Source organism: Pseudoalteromonas sp. 2CM37A (genome assembly GCF_023161885.1).
In the GTDB taxonomy this organism is placed as follows: domain Bacteria; phylum Pseudomonadota; class Gammaproteobacteria; order Enterobacterales; family Alteromonadaceae; genus Pseudoalteromonas; species Pseudoalteromonas atlantica.
Map to the genome: position 1 here is coordinate 40,775 of NZ_JALNTJ010000014.1, position 17,289 is coordinate 58,063.

At 41.2% G+C, this 17,289-nt stretch carries 17 protein-coding genes; all 17 read left to right on the forward strand.

The annotated features are described in order from the left end of the window. Positions 1 to 395: 395 nt before the first annotated feature. The 17 genes from mnmG to MTF68_RS18950 all read left to right on the forward strand — a co-directional run bounded on the left by mnmG (position 396) and on the right by MTF68_RS18950 (position 16,955). Complete coding sequence (mnmG, locus tag MTF68_RS18870) at positions 396 to 2,285, forward strand: tRNA uridine-5-carboxymethylaminomethyl(34) synthesis enzyme MnmG (RefSeq protein WP_004588065.1); 1,890 nt, start codon at positions 396 to 398, stop codon at positions 2,283 to 2,285. A gap of 15 nt (positions 2,286 to 2,300) precedes the next feature. Beyond that, a complete protein-coding gene (gene rsmG, locus MTF68_RS18875) occupies positions 2,301 to 2,921 on the forward strand; it encodes a 16S rRNA (guanine(527)-N(7))-methyltransferase RsmG (protein ID WP_004588066.1) in 621 nt (206 codons plus the stop codon). A gap of 14 nt (positions 2,922 to 2,935) precedes the next feature. Then, a complete protein-coding gene (locus MTF68_RS18880; protein WP_004588067.1) occupies positions 2,936 to 3,721 on the forward strand; it encodes a ParA family protein in 786 nt (261 codons plus the stop codon). Between the two features lie 20 nt (positions 3,722 to 3,741). Further along, complete coding sequence (locus MTF68_RS18885) at positions 3,742 to 4,668, forward strand: ParB/RepB/Spo0J family partition protein (RefSeq protein ID WP_004588068.1); 927 nt, start codon at positions 3,742 to 3,744, stop codon at positions 4,666 to 4,668. Positions 4,669 to 4,810: 142 nt separating this feature from the next. After that, a complete protein-coding gene (locus MTF68_RS18890; RefSeq protein WP_024032126.1) occupies positions 4,811 to 5,191 on the forward strand; it encodes an ATP synthase subunit I in 381 nt (126 codons plus the stop codon). Positions 5,192 to 5,206: 15 nt separating this feature from the next. Continuing rightward, complete coding sequence (gene atpB, locus MTF68_RS18895; RefSeq protein WP_004588070.1) at positions 5,207 to 6,064, forward strand: F0F1 ATP synthase subunit A; 858 nt, start codon at positions 5,207 to 5,209, stop codon at positions 6,062 to 6,064. A 51-nt stretch (positions 6,065 to 6,115) separates the two neighbouring features. Then, on the forward strand, positions 6,116 to 6,349 hold the full coding sequence (atpE, locus tag MTF68_RS18900) for a F0F1 ATP synthase subunit C (RefSeq protein WP_004588071.1): 234 nt from the start codon (positions 6,116 to 6,118) through the stop codon (positions 6,347 to 6,349). Positions 6,350 to 6,391: 42 nt separating this feature from the next. After that, the gene (gene atpF / locus MTF68_RS18905) at positions 6,392 to 6,862 is read left to right on the forward strand and encodes a F0F1 ATP synthase subunit B (RefSeq protein ID WP_004588072.1); all 471 of its coding nucleotides are present in this window, start codon (positions 6,392 to 6,394) and stop codon (positions 6,860 to 6,862) included. A gap of 16 nt (positions 6,863 to 6,878) precedes the next feature. Then, positions 6,879 to 7,412 carry a F0F1 ATP synthase subunit delta gene (atpH, locus tag MTF68_RS18910; protein ID WP_004588073.1) on the forward strand — a complete coding sequence of 178 codons (534 nt, stop codon included), beginning with the start codon at positions 6,879 to 6,881 and terminating at the stop codon, positions 7,410 to 7,412. Positions 7,413 to 7,426: 14 nt separating this feature from the next. Further along, positions 7,427 to 8,968 (forward strand): F0F1 ATP synthase subunit alpha, encoded by a 1,542-nt coding sequence (atpA, locus tag MTF68_RS18915; RefSeq protein WP_004588074.1) that lies wholly within the window; start codon positions 7,427 to 7,429, stop codon positions 8,966 to 8,968. A gap of 60 nt (positions 8,969 to 9,028) precedes the next feature. After that, positions 9,029 to 9,889 carry a F0F1 ATP synthase subunit gamma gene (gene atpG / locus MTF68_RS18920; protein ID WP_004588075.1) on the forward strand — a complete coding sequence of 287 codons (861 nt, stop codon included), beginning with the start codon at positions 9,029 to 9,031 and terminating at the stop codon, positions 9,887 to 9,889. Between the two features lie 33 nt (positions 9,890 to 9,922). Next, on the forward strand, positions 9,923 to 11,308 hold the full coding sequence (atpD, locus tag MTF68_RS18925) for a F0F1 ATP synthase subunit beta (RefSeq protein WP_004588076.1): 1,386 nt from the start codon (positions 9,923 to 9,925) through the stop codon (positions 11,306 to 11,308). 13 nt (positions 11,309 to 11,321) lie between these two features. Next, positions 11,322 to 11,744, forward strand: coding sequence for a F0F1 ATP synthase subunit epsilon (locus MTF68_RS18930; RefSeq protein WP_004588077.1), 423 nt, complete (start codon positions 11,322 to 11,324; stop codon positions 11,742 to 11,744). Positions 11,745 to 11,992: 248 nt separating this feature from the next. Next, a complete protein-coding gene (gene glmU / locus MTF68_RS18935; protein WP_138576252.1) occupies positions 11,993 to 13,351 on the forward strand; it encodes a bifunctional UDP-N-acetylglucosamine diphosphorylase/glucosamine-1-phosphate N-acetyltransferase GlmU in 1,359 nt (452 codons plus the stop codon). 121 nt (positions 13,352 to 13,472) lie between these two features. Beyond that, positions 13,473 to 14,417, forward strand: a complete 945-nt coding sequence (locus MTF68_RS18940) for a hypothetical protein (RefSeq protein WP_248463334.1) — start codon at positions 13,473 to 13,475, stop codon at positions 14,415 to 14,417. After that, positions 14,414 to 14,992, forward strand: a complete 579-nt coding sequence (locus MTF68_RS18945; protein WP_138576256.1) for a DUF1240 domain-containing protein — start codon at positions 14,414 to 14,416, stop codon at positions 14,990 to 14,992. Before MTF68_RS18940 ends, MTF68_RS18945 begins: the two co-directional genes overlap by 4 nt. A gap of 169 nt (positions 14,993 to 15,161) precedes the next feature. Continuing rightward, positions 15,162 to 16,955 (forward strand): choice-of-anchor I family protein, encoded by a 1,794-nt coding sequence (locus MTF68_RS18950; protein WP_248463335.1) that lies wholly within the window; start codon positions 15,162 to 15,164, stop codon positions 16,953 to 16,955. Positions 16,956 to 17,289: the final 334 nt, after the last annotated feature.

Below are 17,289 nucleotides of genomic sequence, written 5' to 3' on the forward strand. Positions count from 1 at the left end.
CCCACAATTTACTAATAATTTAATAGTTTTTGTGGATAACCGCTGATCAAACTGCGTTTTTAAGCATGCTTATCCATGGGATAAGATCCAATCGATATTGGGCTGTGTATAAACCCCCTTTTTGATCAGAGCTTATTTGCCTGATGATCCGATCATATTAACACCTTTAGATCTGATCTAATTTTATGTTTTAAATGAATAAATAGAGCTTATCAACAGAAAACCCGATCACTAGTAGTAATAGTATTAAAAGATCTCTTTAAAAGATCCTTTATATTATAAGTGATCAGTGACTTAGATCTTGCCCACTGTTTAATCATTTATCTTCTGCTAATTTCTAGGTAGAATACGCTCCCTTTTGAAGTTTACTGGTTTGATTAAGTAGGATCCCATTAATGATTTTTCACGAAAAGTTTGACGTTATCGTAGTAGGTGGTGGACATGCAGGCACTGAAGCCTCATTGGCTGCTGCACGTATGGGGATGAATACCCTGCTGCTAACTCATAATATGGATACACTTGGTCAAATGTCTTGCAACCCTGCAATTGGTGGAATAGGCAAAGGCCATTTGGTTAAAGAAATTGATGCGCTAGGCGGTGCTATGGCACAAGCTATTGATAAAGGCGGTATTCAATTTCGTACCTTAAATTCTTCAAAGGGACCTGCTGTTCGTGCAACTCGAGCACAAGCTGATCGCGCTTTGTACAAAGCTGCAATTCAAAACACATTACAAAACCAAGAAAACCTAAAAATATTTCAACAATCGTGTGATGATCTTATCGTTGAAAACGACAAAGTTGTTGGCGTAGTAACCCAAATGGGATTACGTTTTAGCGCACCTAGTGTTGTATTAACCGTAGGTACTTTCTTAGGTGGCCAAATACATATTGGTTTAGAGAATTTTAAAGGTGGTCGTGCAGGCGATCCCCCTTCAATTGCACTTGCTGATCGTTTACGTGAGTTACCTTTTAGAGTAGACCGTTTAAAAACAGGTACTCCACCACGTATTGATGCCCGTACAGTTGATTTTAGCAAGATGCAAGAACAACCCGGTGATGCGCCCACACCGGTATTTTCGTTTATTGGTAAACAAAGCGATCACCCACAGCAAATACCATGCTATATCACCTACACAAACGAAAAAACCCATGAGGTTATTCGTAACAATTTACATCGCTCGCCTATGTACTCTGGCGTAATTGAAGGTATAGGACCACGTTACTGCCCTTCAATAGAAGATAAAATTGTGCGCTTTGCTGATAAAGACAAGCACCAAATATTTGTAGAGCCTGAAGGTTTAACATCGTACGAGCTTTACCCTAACGGTATTTCAACCAGCTTACCTTTTGATGTGCAGTTACAAATTGTGCAATCGATAGATGGTTTTGAAAACGCACATATTTGTCGTCCTGGTTATGCTATTGAATATGATTTCTTTGACCCACGTGATTTAAAACAGTCATTAGAAACCAAATTTATAGACGGGTTATTTTTTGCAGGCCAAATAAATGGTACTACTGGTTACGAAGAAGCCGGTGCACAAGGTTTAATTGCCGGCATGAACGCCGCTTTACAAGTACAAGGCAAAGATGCATGGACTCCACGTCGTGATGAAGCGTATGTGGGCGTACTAATAGACGACTTAGCAACGCTTGGTACAAAAGAACCGTACCGTATGTTTACTAGCCGTGCGGAATACCGTTTATTATTGCGTGAAGATAACGCTGATATTCGCTTAACAGAAAAAGGCCGTGAACTTGGTTTAGTTAGCGATGAGCGCTGGCAGGCATTTAACGAAAAAATGGAAGTGATCGAAAAAGAGAAACAGCGTATTAAAGAAACCTGGATCCACAAAGATCATGCTGTGGTTGATCAAGTAAACGCCTTATTAAAAACACCGCTTACTCGTGAAGCAAGTTTAGAGGATCTACTTCGTCGTCCAGAAATTCGTTACGACGATTTAATGGCTATTGATGGGCTTGGATCTGAGTTTACAAACCAAGCTGCACTTGAACAAGTTGAGATCCATACTAAATACGCAGGCTACATTGCGCGCCAGCAAGATGAGATCAATAAACAGCTTCGTCATGAAGAAACCATTTTGCCTAAAGAGTTCGATTACTCAACGGTATCGGGTTTATCAAACGAGGTAGTTGCTAAGCTAACAGATGCGCGTCCAGACACTATTGGCCAAGCTTCTCGTATTTCTGGTATCACCCCAGCGGCGATTTCGCTATTATTAGTGTATCTGAAGAAGCAAGGCTTATTACGCAAAACTGCGTAATGGTAAAGGTAAACTGTGTTACAGCAACAATTAACAACATTGTTAGCGCAAACTGATATTGCGCTAACCGAAAAACAACAACAGCAATTAGTTAAATACGTTGAGTTACTAAACAAATGGAACAAAGCGTATAATTTAACGTCTGTACGCTTACCAGAAGAAATGATGATTAAGCACATTATGGATAGCTTAGTTGTTGCACCTCATTTACCCGGTCATCATTATATTGATGTAGGCACAGGTCCTGGCTTACCAGGTATTGTATTAGCTATTGCACTACCTGATACGCAATTTGTATTGCTTGATAGCTTAGGTAAACGTGTTCGCTTTTTAATGCAAGTTAAACACGAGCTCGGGCTAAATAATGTCACCCCTGTGCAGTCAAGAGTTGAAGAATATCAACCAAGTGTTAAATTAGATGGCGTACTAAGTCGTGCGTTTGCTTCACTGCAAGATATGGTTGATTGGTGTTCACACTTAATTGATCACTCAGGCAAATTTATAGCGCTTAAAGGTGTGTTTCCTAGTGAAGAGCTAGAGTCACTTCCTGAGGGGGTAAAATTTGAAGATAAAATCTCGCTAGTAGTGCCTGAGCTTGATGCACAACGACATTTAATTATTCTTTCTAAAGACTAGGGATCAGAGACATAGTGGCAAAAGTCATCGCATTAGCAAATCAAAAAGGCGGCGTTGGTAAAACAACAACGGCTGTTAATCTCGCTGCATCTATGGCTGCAACGAAGCGTAAAGTGCTGTTAATAGATCTCGACCCCCAAGGCAACGCTACGATGGGTAGCGGTGTAGACAAATATGGCGATGTTGCCACCATTTACGATTTACTCATTGAAGAAAAACCAATGGATGAGGTGATAATCACTGAAACCTCGGGTGAGTATCATATGATAGCGGCCAACGGCGATGTAACCGCAGCCGAAGTAAAGTTAATGGAATTGTTTGCACGCGAAGTACGCCTTCGTAATGCGCTTGAAAAAATACAAGATAAATACGAATTTATTTTTATCGACTGCCCGCCTTCACTAAATATGTTAACAGTAAACGCCATGGCTGCTGCTGATTCTATTTTAGTACCTATGCAATGTGAATATTATGCGCTTGAAGGGTTAACCGCATTAATGGACACTATTACGCAACTTGCAAAGTTAGTTAACCCTAACTTACAAATTGAAGGTATTCTTCGTACTATGTACGATCCGCGCAATCGATTAGCAAATGATGTATCAGAACAATTAAAACAACATTTTGGCGATAAAGTATACCGCACCGTGATCCCACGTAATGTGCGTCTTGCCGAGGCACCTAGTTTTGGTGCACCAGCAATGTACTACGACCGCGCATCAAGTGGCGCAAAAGCCTACTTAGCACTTGCGGGCGAAATGCTACGCAGAAAAGAAAAAACAGCGCCGGTAGTCGCCTAACTTTAAGGTAAAAAAATAACATGTCTGCTAAAAAACGAGGTTTAGGCCGAGGACTCGATGCCCTTTTAAGTTCATCAAAACCAGCGCCGAGCTCAAGCAAGGAACAAGACACAGTAAATGTGACTGAGGCTGTACAAACTGCAGCACAGCCCGTTGCGAATGAATTGCAAAAGCTGCCTATTGAGTTTTTACACTCAGGAAAATACCAGCCTCGTAAAGATATGTCTGAAGAAGCGCTTGAGGAGTTAGCAAGCTCTATCCGCTCTCAAGGCATTATTCAGCCAATTGTGGTGCGCCCTGTTGCAGAAAATAGCTTTGAAATAATTGCCGGTGAGCGCCGTTGGCGTGCTGCACAAATAGCAAAGCTAGAAAGCGTACCTTGTATTGTAAAAGATGTGCCAGATGAAGCCGCCGTTGCTATTGCGCTGATAGAAAATATTCAGCGTGAAGATTTAAACGCAATGGAAGAAGCTATCGCTTTAAACAGATTATTGAATGAATTTGAATTAACGCACCAGCAAGTTGCCGATGCGGTGGGTAAATCGCGCACGACCGTGACCAATTTACTACGATTAAACAATTTAAATAGTGATGTTAAAATTCTGTTAGAGCATGGCGACATAGAAATGGGCCACGCACGCTGTTTATTAGCACTTGAAGGTGAAGCACAATCTGACGCTGCAAGATTAGCCGTTGCTAAAGCGCTAACTGTTCGCGAAACCGAAAAGTTAGTACGCTCAATTTTAGAGCCGGTTGCTGCTAAAGAAGCACCAGAAAAAGACCCAGACGTTAAGCGTTTAGAGCAAAAATTAGCCGACAACTTAGGGGCTAAAGTAGAAATAAATTATAACGCGAAAGGCAAAGGTAAGTTGGTTATTTCTTACACCAATTTAGATGAGCTTGATGGCATTTTAAATCGTATAAATCACAGCAATACCGACCATTAAAATTTTACATGTCCGATAAGAGACATTTGTAGCTATTTTGTGTTACAAAGCGTCTACTCAAGTTGCAAAACTGGTAGGATTAAGTATAATTTCGCCAGTTTTCACACCCTAACAATTAGAACGCCATAAAGGTTAACTAAACGTGACTAATAAGTTAGCAAGACCTTATAGGCTTGCCGCATTTAAATTAATTTGTCTTCAGGGTATCGTAGCACTTGTAGCTGCAGTAATTATTTTTGTTGGTTGGGGAGTAAACGCCAGCGTATCAGCACTTGCCGGTAGCAGCGTAGCAATACTTCCTCACCTAGTATTTGCGCTTTATGCATTCAGATATATGGGTGCAAGCAAAGCAAATCAAGCGTATACCTCGTTAAAACGCGGTAACGGATTAAAATTTATGCTAACAATCGTATTGTTTGCACTGATACTCAAGTCAACCACGGTCGTTTTAGTGCCGTTTTTTTGTGTTTACGTATTTGTGCTCTTTACTGGATTGTTTGCACCCGTTTTTTTTAAACATTAACTTTTGGGATATAACATGGCTGCAGAAGAAGTTACTATATCAAGCCATATCCAGCATCACTTAACAAACGCTAAGATGTGTATGACCGACTCAGGTCTTGCCTTCAACAAAGCGTGTGCAGACAGTGGTTTCTGGACATGGAATATAGATACCCTCGCATGGTCAATCGGACTTGGTCTATTATTTTTATGGACCTTCCGAAGCGCCGCAAAGAAAGCTCACACCGGAGTACCGGGTAAATTTCAATGTTTTATTGAAATGATTGTTGAGTTCGTTGGTGACAACGTACGTGACACTTACCACGGTAAAAGCAAATTAATTGCTCCATTAGCCTTAACAATTTTTGTTTGGGTGTTCTTAATGAACTTAATGGATTTAATCCCAGTTGATTTCTTACCTGCACTTGCTGGTTTTGTTGGTGAACAAGCCTTTGGCATGGACTCACACGACGTTTACATGAAAATTGTACCTACCACAGACATAAACTTAACCGCTGCATTAGCATTGGGTGTGTTTATTCTGATGATTGGTTACTCTATTAAAATTAAAGGGGTTGGTGGCTTCATTAAAGAGCTTACACTTCACCCGTTTAGCTCTAATAGCAAAGTGGCTATGATTTTCTTAATTCCTTGTAATTTATTACTAGAAACAATCGCTCTAGTGTCTAAGCCTTTCTCGTTAGCACTGCGTTTATTCGGTAACTTATACGCTGGTGAATTGATATTCATACTTATCGGCGCAGTTGGTTTAATGCAACTTCCGTTGCACTTTGTTTGGGCTGTATTCCATATCTTAGTAATCGTGTTACAAGCATTCGTATTTATGATGCTAACCATTGTTTACCTAAGCATGGCAAGTTCAGACAATCACTAATTTATACACTTTTTATATTTAACTTTAACAATTGAAACTTTGGAGAAAAAAATGGAACTAGTATTAGGTCTTAAGTACATCGCAGTTGCTTTACTTATCGGCTTCGGTGCAATCGGTACTGCTATCGGCTTCGGTAACATGGGTGGTAAATTCCTAGAAGCATGTGCGCGTCAGCCTGAACTTGCACCTTCATTACAAGTTAAGATGTTCATCCTAGCTGGTCTAATCGATGCGGTAGCAATGATCGGTGTTGGTATCGCAATGGTAATCCTGTTCGTACTTTAATTTTATTTTTTGAACAGCTTACTATTTTAAGGAGGAGCGGTCGTGAACATAACAGCCACTCTTATCGGTGAATTAATTGCGTTTACGGTGTTTGTACTATTTTGTATGAAATATGTATGGCCACCACTTAATGATGCAATTGAGTCTCGCCAGAAGAAAATTGAAGATGGTTTAGCTGCCTCTGATAGAGCCGAAAAAGACTTAGAACTTGCGCAACAAAAAGCTGCAGAACAGCTTAAAGATGCAAAAGCTCAAGCGGCTGATATCATTGAACAAGCTAAAAAGCGTGCCGTGCTTATTGTTGACGAAGAAACTGTTCGTGGACAAGAAGAGCGTGAAAAAATTATTGCTCAAGGGCACTCTGAAATTGAATCAGAGCGTAACCGTGTAACAGAAGAGCTACGTAAGCAAGTAGCAACTCTGGCAGTGGTTGGCGCTGAAAGAATTTTAGAGCGTGAAATCAATCAAGCCGCACATAGTGACATCGTTGAAAAACTTGTCGCTGAGCTGTAATTAGGAGGGTATGAGCATGTCTGAATTGACTACTATCGCTCGCCCATACGCTAAAGCGGCTTTTGAACTTGCCGTTGAAAAAGGCACGATTGAAAGCTGGAATGACATGTTGTTTTTTGCAGGCGAAGTTGCCAGCAATGAACAAGCATCAGCCATTCTAGCTGGATTGCCTACTGCTACTGCACAAGCTGAGTTATTTATTAACTTATGTGCTGAGCAGCTCAACGAACAAGGTCAGAACCTAGTTAAGGTGATGGCTGAAAATGGACGTTTGATTGCACTGCCTGAGGTTGCTCAGTTATTCGCTGCGTTTAAAGCAGAGTATGACAAAGAAATCGACGTAGATGTGATTTCGGCAACCCCTCTTGCTGCAGCGCAGCAAGAGTCATTGGTAGCGACACTTGAAAAACGTTTCGCACGCAAAGTTAAGCTGAATTGTAGTGAAGACGCTGCAGTTGTTGGCGGCCTTATTATTAAGGCGGGTGACACTGTAATCGACGGCTCAGTACGCGGTAAATTAAACCGCTTAGCCACAACACTACAATCGTAATTGGGAAAAAGAGCATGCAACTTAATTCCACTGAAATTTCAGATCTGATCAAACAACGTATTGAGCAGTTCGAAGTTGTAAGTGAAGCTCGTAACGAAGGTACTATCGTATCTGTTACTGACGGTATCATCCGCATCCACGGTCTAGCTGACTGTATGCAAGGTGAGATGATTGAGCTTCCAGGCAACCGTTATGCTATCGCACTAAACCTTGAGCGTGACTCAATTGGTGCAGTAGTTATGGGTCCTTACGCTGACCTTACTGAAGGCGTAAAAGTATACACAACTGGTCGTATCTTAGAAGTTCCTGTTGGTGCTGGCTTACTTGGTCGTGTTGTAAACACACTAGGTGCTCCTATCGACGGTAAAGGCGCTTTAGATAACGACGGTTTTGAACCTGTAGAAAAAATTGCACCAGGTGTAATCGAGCGTCAATCTGTAGATGAGCCAGTTCAAACTGGTTACAAATCTATTGATGCGATGATTCCAGTTGGTCGTGGTCAGCGTGAGCTTGTAATCGGTGACCGCCAAACAGGTAAAACTGCACTAGCAATCGATGCAATCATCAACCAAAAGAACACAGGCGTTAAGTGTGTGTACGTAGCGGTTGGCCAAAAAGCATCTACTATTGCTAACGTAGTACGTAAATTAGAAGAGCACGGTGCACTTGCAAATACTATCGTAGTTGTAGCATCTGCTTCTGAGTCTGCGGCACTTCAGTACTTAGCACCGTTCTCGGGCTGTACTATGGGTGAATACTTCCGTGACCGTGGTGAAAACGCATTAATCGTATATGATGATTTATCTAAGCAAGCTGTTGCTTACCGTCAAATCTCATTACTACTTAAGCGTCCACCAGGTCGTGAAGCATATCCAGGTGACGTATTCTACCTTCACTCGCGTCTTTTAGAGCGTGCATCGCGTGTAAACGCTGATTACGTTGAAAAGTTCACTAACGGTGAAGTGAAAGGACAAACTGGTTCATTGACGGCATTGCCAATCATTGAAACTCAAGGCGGCGACGTTTCTGCGTTCGTACCGACAAACGTTATCTCTATCACCGATGGTCAGATCTTCTTAGAAACTGACTTATTCAACTCAGGTATCCGTCCGGCAGTAAATGCTGGTATCTCGGTATCGCGTGTTGGTGGTGCTGCACAAACTAAAATCGTTAAGAAACTAGGTGGCGGTATCCGTCTAGCCCTAGCTCAGTACCGTGAATTAGCTGCGTTCTCGCAGTTCGCGTCTGACCTTGATGATGCAACTCGTGCTCAACTTGAGCATGGTGAGCGTGTAACAGAGCTAATGAAGCAGAAACAGTACGCACCAATGTCTGTTGCTGAAATGTCTTTGTCGTTATTTGCAGCTGAGAAAGGTTATCTTAAAGATATCGAAATCTCTAAAATTATGGATTTCGAAGCAGCTTTACTTTCTTATGCAAGTAGCACATACGCAGAGCTTGTGGCTCAAATCAATGAAACTGGTAACTACAACGCCGAGATCGAAGCGCAGCTTAAAGAACTTCTTGAGAAGTTCAAGTCTACGCAAACTTGGTAATTTAGTTATTAATGGTGCGCTTTAGTTTACTAAAGCACACCTTGATTCGGAGAGAGAGTCATGGCCAGCGGAAAAGAGATTAAAAGCAAGATCGGGAGTATTAAAAATACTCAAAAGATCACTAGCGCAATGGAAATGGTTGCTGCGTCTAAAATGAAAAAGGCGCAAGAACGAGTGGCTTCAAGCCGTCCATACGCTGACAAATTACGCAAAGTAATTGGTCGTGTTGCTCAAGCAAATCTTGATTTTACTCACCCTTTCTTAGAAGAACGTGAAGTAAAACGAGTTGGTTATATTGTTATCTCTACAGACCGTGGTCTATGTGGCGGCTTAAACTCAAATGAGTTTAAAAAAGTTGCATTAGACATTAAAGCGTGGAAAGAAAAAGGTGTGGACGCTGAGTTTGCAACTTTAGGTAGCAAAGCTGCTAGTTTCTTTCAACGTTTTGGCGGTCAAGTGCTTGCTAAAAAAGCAGGCCTTGGAGATAAGCCTTCAGTACAAGACGTAATTGGTCCTGTAAAAATTATGCTAGATGCATTCTCTGAAGGTAAAATTGACCGTTTATTCCTGGTATATAACAACTTTGTTAATACCATGAAGCAAGAACCAACAATTGACCAGTTACTCCCTTTGCCAAAAGCTGAAGAAGAAGTATCTGCCCACACATGGGACTACTTATACGAGCCAGGCCCAGACGCTATATTAGAGTCTTTGCTTGTACGCTTTGTTGAGTCTCAGGTATACCAAGGTGTGGTTGAGAACGCTGCCTCTGAACAGGCTGCCCGTATGGTTGCAATGAAAGCTGCAACAGATAATGCCGGCGACCTTATGGATGAGTTACAGCTTGTTTATAACAAGGCCCGCCAAGCGGCAATCACACAAGAAATTAGTGAGATTGTTTCTGGTTCAGCCGCAGTTTAATGCTTCAGGCAAAGATTAACGAGAGGAATAGACATGAGTTTAGGTAAGGTCGTCCAAATTATCGGTGCCGTTGTGGATATTGAGTTTTCTCAAGACAACGTGCCAGCCGTATATGACGCGCTAAAAGTAACAGATGGCGATTTAGCTGGTTTGACTTTAGAAGTTCAACAACAGCTAGGTGGCGGTGTTGTTCGTACTATCGCACTAGGTACTACTGACGGTTTACGTCGTGGCGCAGCGGTAGAAAATACAGGTGAAGCGATTCAAGTTCCAGTTGGTAAAGCAACGCTTGGTCGTATCATGAACGTACTTGGTGAGCCAATCGATGAAGCTGGCCCAATCGGCGAAGAAGACCGTATGTCTATTCACCGTGCAGCGCCTTCATACGAAGAGCAATCAAGTTCAGTAGAACTTTTAGAAACTGGTATCAAGGTAATCGACCTTGTATGTCCATTTGCTAAAGGTGGTAAAGTTGGTTTATTCGGTGGTGCCGGTGTAGGTAAAACCGTAAACATGATGGAACTTATCCGTAACATCGCAATCGAGCACAGCGGCTACTCAGTATTCGCAGGTGTTGGTGAGCGTACTCGTGAGGGTAACGATTTCTACCATGAGATGAACGATTCAAACGTACTTGATAAAGTATCGCTTGTATACGGTCAGATGAACGAGCCTCCTGGTAACCGTTTACGCGTAGCGTTAACTGGTCTTACTATGGCTGAGAAGTTCCGTGACGAAGGTCGCGATGTACTTTTCTTCGTAGATAACATCTACCGTTACACGCTTGCTGGTACAGAAGTATCTGCACTTCTTGGTCGTATGCCATCAGCGGTAGGTTACCAGCCTACACTTGCTGAAGAAATGGGTGTACTTCAAGAGCGTATCGCTTCAACGAAGACAGGTTCAATTACATCAATCCAAGCGGTATACGTACCTGCGGATGATTTAACGGATCCATCTCCAGCAACTACCTTTGCTCACTTAGATGCAACAGTAGTACTTTCACGTGATATCGCATCACTTGGTATCTACCCAGCGGTAGACCCACTTGATTCATCTTCACGTCAACTTGACCCATTAGTAATTGGTCAAGAGCACTACGATACAGCACGTGGCGTTCAAACAGTTCTTCAGCGTTACAAAGAACTTAAAGACATCATTGCTATCCTAGGTATGGACGAGCTTTCTGACGAAGATAAGCAACTTGTATCTCGTGCACGTAAAATCCAGCGTTTCCTATCTCAGCCATTCTTCGTGGCAGAGGTATTTACAGGTGCGCCAGGTAAATACGTTTCACTAAAAGACACAATTGCTGGCTTTAAAGGCATTCTAAGCGGTGAATTTGATGACCTTCCAGAGCAAGCGTTCTACATGGTTGGCTCTATCGAAGAAGCTCAAGAAAAAGCTAAAAGCATGTAATTAGGAGGGTAGTATGGCAGCTATGACTGTACATCTTGACGTAGTAAGCGCAGAGCAGAGCTTGTTCTCTGGTCTAGTTGAATCGATTCAAGTATCTGGTAGTGAAGGTGAGCTTGGTGTTAATGCCGGTCACGCCCCACTACTAACTGCCCTTAAACCTGGTATGGTACGTTTAGTTAAGCAACATGGTGAAGAAGAACTGATCTATATTGCTGGCGGTACACTAGAAGTTCAACCGAACATAGTAACCGTACTTGCTGATACAGCTGTTCGTGGTGAAGACCTAGACGAGCAAGCCGCAGAGCAAGCTAAGCGTGACGCAGAAAGCCAAATGGCTAATGCGTCAGCAGCTGAATTTGATTATCAAAAAGCAGCTATGCAACTAGCAGAAGCTATTGCACAACTTCGCGTAATTCAGCAATTACGTAAAAAGTAAGCCTATCCGGTTTTTAAAAGCCCACGTTATGTGGGCTTTTTTGTGCCTGTAATTTGGCTTTACACTTATATCGGTTAGCAAAGCTGGTTACAATAAGTGTAATTATTATGAATAGTTTGTTTATCATAGATTCAGCCATTATTTTTTATAATACGGCTGAGTATGTATACATGGAGTGACATGCGTAATCTAGTTAAGCTACTTTCATTAACTCCTCACTAAAACAACGGAAAAAGGAAATTGTTTTAATGGCTCTAACAACAGTAATTCTTGCTGCGGGTAAAGGTACTCGTATGCGCTCTGCTCTACCAAAAGTACTGCATAAAGTGGCAGGTAAACCAATGGTGCAGCATGTTATAGATAACGCAAAGGCACTTGGTGCAACCACCACTAACTTAGTTTACGGGCACGGCGGCGAACTATTACAACAACAACTTGCCGATAACGACGTAAACTGGGTACTGCAAGCAGAACAACTTGGTACTGGCCACGCAGTAGCACAAGCAAACCCTCATATTAATGATGACGACACTGTACTTGTTTTATATGGTGATGTACCTCTTACAAAGCAATCAACACTTGAGCGCTTACTAGCTGCAACACCTAAAAATGGTTTGGCGGTATTAACAGTTAATTTGGTTAACCCAAATGGCTATGGCCGTATGCTACGAGAAGAGGGCAAGCTTGTAGGTATTATTGAGCAAAAAGATGCAAGCGCTGAGCAGCTACTTATCAGCGAAGTAAACACCGGCATTATGGCGGTTAACGGCAAGCTTTTAAAAACATGGTTAGGCAATCTATCTAACAATAATGCGCAGGGTGAATACTACCTTACAGATATTGTTGCTATGGCGCACAGTGAAGGTGTAGAAATCACGTCAGCACAGCCCGATCATGCAATGGAAGTTGAAGGCGCAAACAACCGCGTACAACTTGCAGGCCTAGAGCGTGCTTATCAAGCATGGCAAGCAGAAGAGTTAATGTTAAATGGTGCCACCCTAGCCGACCCTGCTCGTATTGATGTACGTGGCAATGTTAAAACAGGCGAAGACGTATTAATTGATATAAATGTTATTTTTGAAGGTAATGTAGCCCTAGGCAATAACGTACAAATTGGCCCTAACTGCGTACTTAAAAACTGTACCATAGGCGATAACGTTGTAATAAAAGCGAATACCCTAATTGAAGATGCAAGCGTAGCGGCTAAATGTACGCTAGGCCCATATGCTCGCCTGCGCCCTGGTGCGGTAATGGAAGAAGACTCGCACATTGGTAATTTTGTAGAGATGAAAAAAACCCGACTAGGTAAAGGCTCTAAAGCAAACCACTTAAGTTACTTAGGCGATGCTGAAATTGGTGAAAAAGTGAATATAGGCGCTGGTACTATTACCTGTAACTACGATGGAGTTAATAAAGCAAAAACCATTATTGGTGATAACGCCTTTATTGGTTCAAATTCATCACTTGTTGCTCCTGTAAATATTGGTACAACAGCAACTGTAGGTGCAGGCTCTGTGATCACCAGTACCGTTGAAGATGAACAACTTGCAATAGCACGCTCTAAACAGCGTAATTTAACGGGCTGGAAACGCCCGGTTAAAAAATAGCAACGATCATTACTTATTAAATAATTACAGCGAGTTTAACACTCGCTTTTTTATTGCTTAAATTTTGACTATTATTTAAACTTATAGTTAACGGATTAAAAATTACACTCAAGGAAGTCTTATGTCTGCATATGCTCGTCGTGCTGTCGCCGAAAGGCAGCGCCAAAATCAAATCAAAAACATACTATCAGGTAATAATCACACGCTTATCCAAATGAACTCAGCAGAGTTTGTAGACTACATTATTTCTGTAAAGATGAAGCAAGGTAAATCTCGTTCAGAAGTGGTTGATTGGCTTGATGAGTTACTGGAAGAGCATAATTCACTATCAAGTAAATGGAAACGAATTAAAGATCAATTAAAGACTGGAGGTGGACTCTATCCTTTATTTAATGATGTGAAGGCATTAGCCATTATAGCGGTTGCAATGCACCGCCAAGGTAATGTTTTCGGTAAGTTTAAAATTAAAGTTTATAATGGTTCCCCCGCTATTATAATGTCCTCTTACCCCGGTATCAAAGCTCATTTAACGGGTACTCGTTATTTAGCAAGCAACCCCAAACTTTTTACTATCGGTGTCGGTAAATTAGAAGCTGCAAAAGCTATGAAGGGTGGGTTTGTGCTTACTCTAGTAATTTCAGTGACATTTCATGCTACAGACTATTTATTAAACGATCAAAAAACATGGCATGACTTAGTAGCAGGTGTAGCCGTAGACATGGCTGTAGTTGGAGCTGCTATTGTGACTACTAGTACAATATTAGGTGTTGCATCATCAGCATCAGCAGGTTTAGCAACAATAATTGCTGGTACAGTATTAGTGCCCTTGTTGGTTGTTGTAGTCGTTGGGGTGGCTTTTTCAATTGCATTTTCGGATACCAGTGGTTATGTAAAAGTACTTTCTGAAGAGTTAAGAAATATTGAAAATAAGATACAAAGTGATGTAGTTAAAATTAGGGCTGGAGCGCAGAAAATTAATAACGAATATAAAGAAAATCCAAATGAATTTTTACATGAGGTTTTTGGGGTTCCTATGTTTAAAAAAAATAGGTCTTATAACTTTTGAAGTTTTTAGAATGGAAAAAAGCAGATAAGAAGTTATCTTTTGCAAATATGAAGGAATTAGCATCTGTTTTTTTCTTGTTAATTATTAGTGGAGGACTGTGCTACAAAATAGCCTTAAACTTTTTTTCCGAAGTGGAAACTATATTTTTAGTTAGTCAGCCTCAATTTTTTATCAAAGAGCAGGCCACCATACTATTATCTTTTTTATTATTGCCTTGCTTATTTCTAACGTTTTTATCGACTTTACAGCGCTTTTTGGGGTTTGATATAAAGTTAACTTTAATTAATGCATTTAAAACTGCAGTTGTAGGTTTAATTGTTTTATTAATTCTATCAATCCCGACGAATCTCGTTATAGAGGCTAATTTAAAAAGCAGAGGTTACACTTATTGTAGTTGGTATACTGAACCCTCACTTCGATCGCCTGATGTTTGGCTAAAAAACGATGAGTTATGCTTACAAGATGGCTCTGTCATAATCAGTGATCTAGCCGATTGGTTCGAGCAAAAAAACCAACAAGGTATTGAGCCTTCGGTTGATGAGCTAAAAGAGTTTATAAAAGAAACTCGAAATTAATAGCTTTTAGCTACAAAGCTGCTTTCATGGGTAATAAGCTACTCCTTAGCTTCAAGCGAGTTTAACACTCGCTTTTTTATTGCCGAAATCTAATGAAAATAAAAGTGCCATAGCTTTGTCATACCTGTGTGTTGTTATTTTGTTCAATACCACACTAAGGAAAATAACAATGTTAAAAAGGTCACTTATAGCACTTTCACTCATATCAATATTAACGGGTTGCTCACTAGATGGAGATGACGGCCAAGACGGCACGCAAGGTATCCAAGGGGAGCAAGGCACAGCGGGTCAAAATGGTACTAACGGCACTAATGCAAACTCTGCGTTAAATATAAGTTTAGTAGGCCGCGCTGTACTTAATGCCCAAAGCCCCGAAGGTGCAGCCGAAATAGTCGCTTATCAAGCATCTAAAAAGTGGATATACGCCATTAATAGTTCTGGTGATGAAGCAGTAGTGAATATTATACCCGCCGACACCTTTGATACGGCGGCCCTTGTTCAAGATAACGAAGGGATAGTGAGTGCAACTAACCTAACATCAACCATTACCCTTACCTTAAACGACAACACCCTAGGCGATGCAAACAGCATAGCAATAGATGAAAACAACCAAATGCTAGCTGTGGCTATGGCTGCTAAAAATGTGGGCGAAGCGGGTCAAATTGCATTTTACGACATAAGCGGCGATACACCCGCCTTCATAAAAAATGTACCAGCGGGCTTTTTACCAGACATGGTGACTTTTAACCACGACGGTACAAAAGTAGTTGTAGCCAATGAAGGTGAACCTAATGGCGATTACAGTATCGACCCAGAAGGCTCTGTAAGCATAATTAATATAGTAGAAGGTGTAGTAGCTGATACGGCAACTAATATTGACTTTACTACTTACAATAGTCAGCAAGCTGAACTTGAGTCTGATGGATTTGTGTTTGCTAACCCTACAGGGCGCACTATTAACGGAAATGTAATAAATACGACAGTAGCTATGGATTTAGAGCCTGAGTACGTCAGCATTTCTAAAGATAACAAATATGCCTACGTATCAATTCAAGAAAATAACGGTCTCGCTATTATTAACCTAGAAGATAATAGCGTAGAGCTAAAAGCGCTAGGCTTTAAAGACTGGTCAAATTTACAAATAGATGCATCAGATAAAGACGGCGGTGTTAATTTTAAATCGTACCCAGGGCTTTATGGTATGTATCAGCCAGATACAATTTCAAGCTTTAGCTGGAAAGGCGCAAACTTTATAGTATCGGCAAATGAAGGTGATGCACGCGAGTACTTCTTTGATGTAACAGATGAAGCAGACTGCACAGCAAAGGGCGGCCTAGATTACGATGAAAATGATGGCTGTCTTGCCTATATAGATGAAAGCCGTGTTGAAGATTTAACGCTTGCAGCTAATTTTGACTACTTAAATAACGACGATGACGATATAGGCCGCTTGAAGGTAAGCACTGTAAAAGGTGATACGAATGACGACGGTCAATACGAATCGTTTTATGCCTATGGTGCACGCTCATTTACTATTTGGGACAGTAATGGGCTGGTGGTATTTGACTCAGGCGATGACATAGGTCGTATTACCGCATCGGTTCATGGTGAAGCCTTTAATAACAATGAAGATGAAAACGAAGGTGACACACGCTCAGATGATAAAGGCGCAGAACCCGAAGCGCTAACAATAGGTACGATAGACGAACGCACTTTTGCCTTTATAGGTCTTGAGCGCATGGGCGGGATTATGGTTTACGATATTACCAACCCTTACGATGTGCAATTTGAAGATTACTTTTATAACCGTGGTGTAATAGAAGGGGCAGGTATAACCGGCGACCTTGCACCCGAAGGCATGGTGTTTGTAACTGCCGAACAAAGTGCGACAGGCGAGCCACTGCTTATAATCGGTAATGAGATCTCAGGTTCTATAGCTGTATGGCAAATTGCAGCAAATTAAAACCAACAAAGCAGTACAGCGATTACTAAATGTACTGCTTTTTCTAACGCGCAAATATTAGCTGTAAAATAGCGACTTAACATGCGCGTTTTTTAATCTAAAATCAGCCCGTAGGCCTTTATTTGTATGCGTTTTATACTAAATTAATTTATTTGTCAAAAAGCTGAAATAAAACATTGACCCCCGCTCGAATCTCCCTATAATGCGACCCCACTGAGACGGGAAACGCTGAAGCATAGCAAGGCACAACAGCTCAGAGAGTTAAGTAAAACTTCGGTTTTAAATCTTCTAAAAAGAAAGTTTAAAATTAAGTGTTGACTCGAAAAATAAAGGA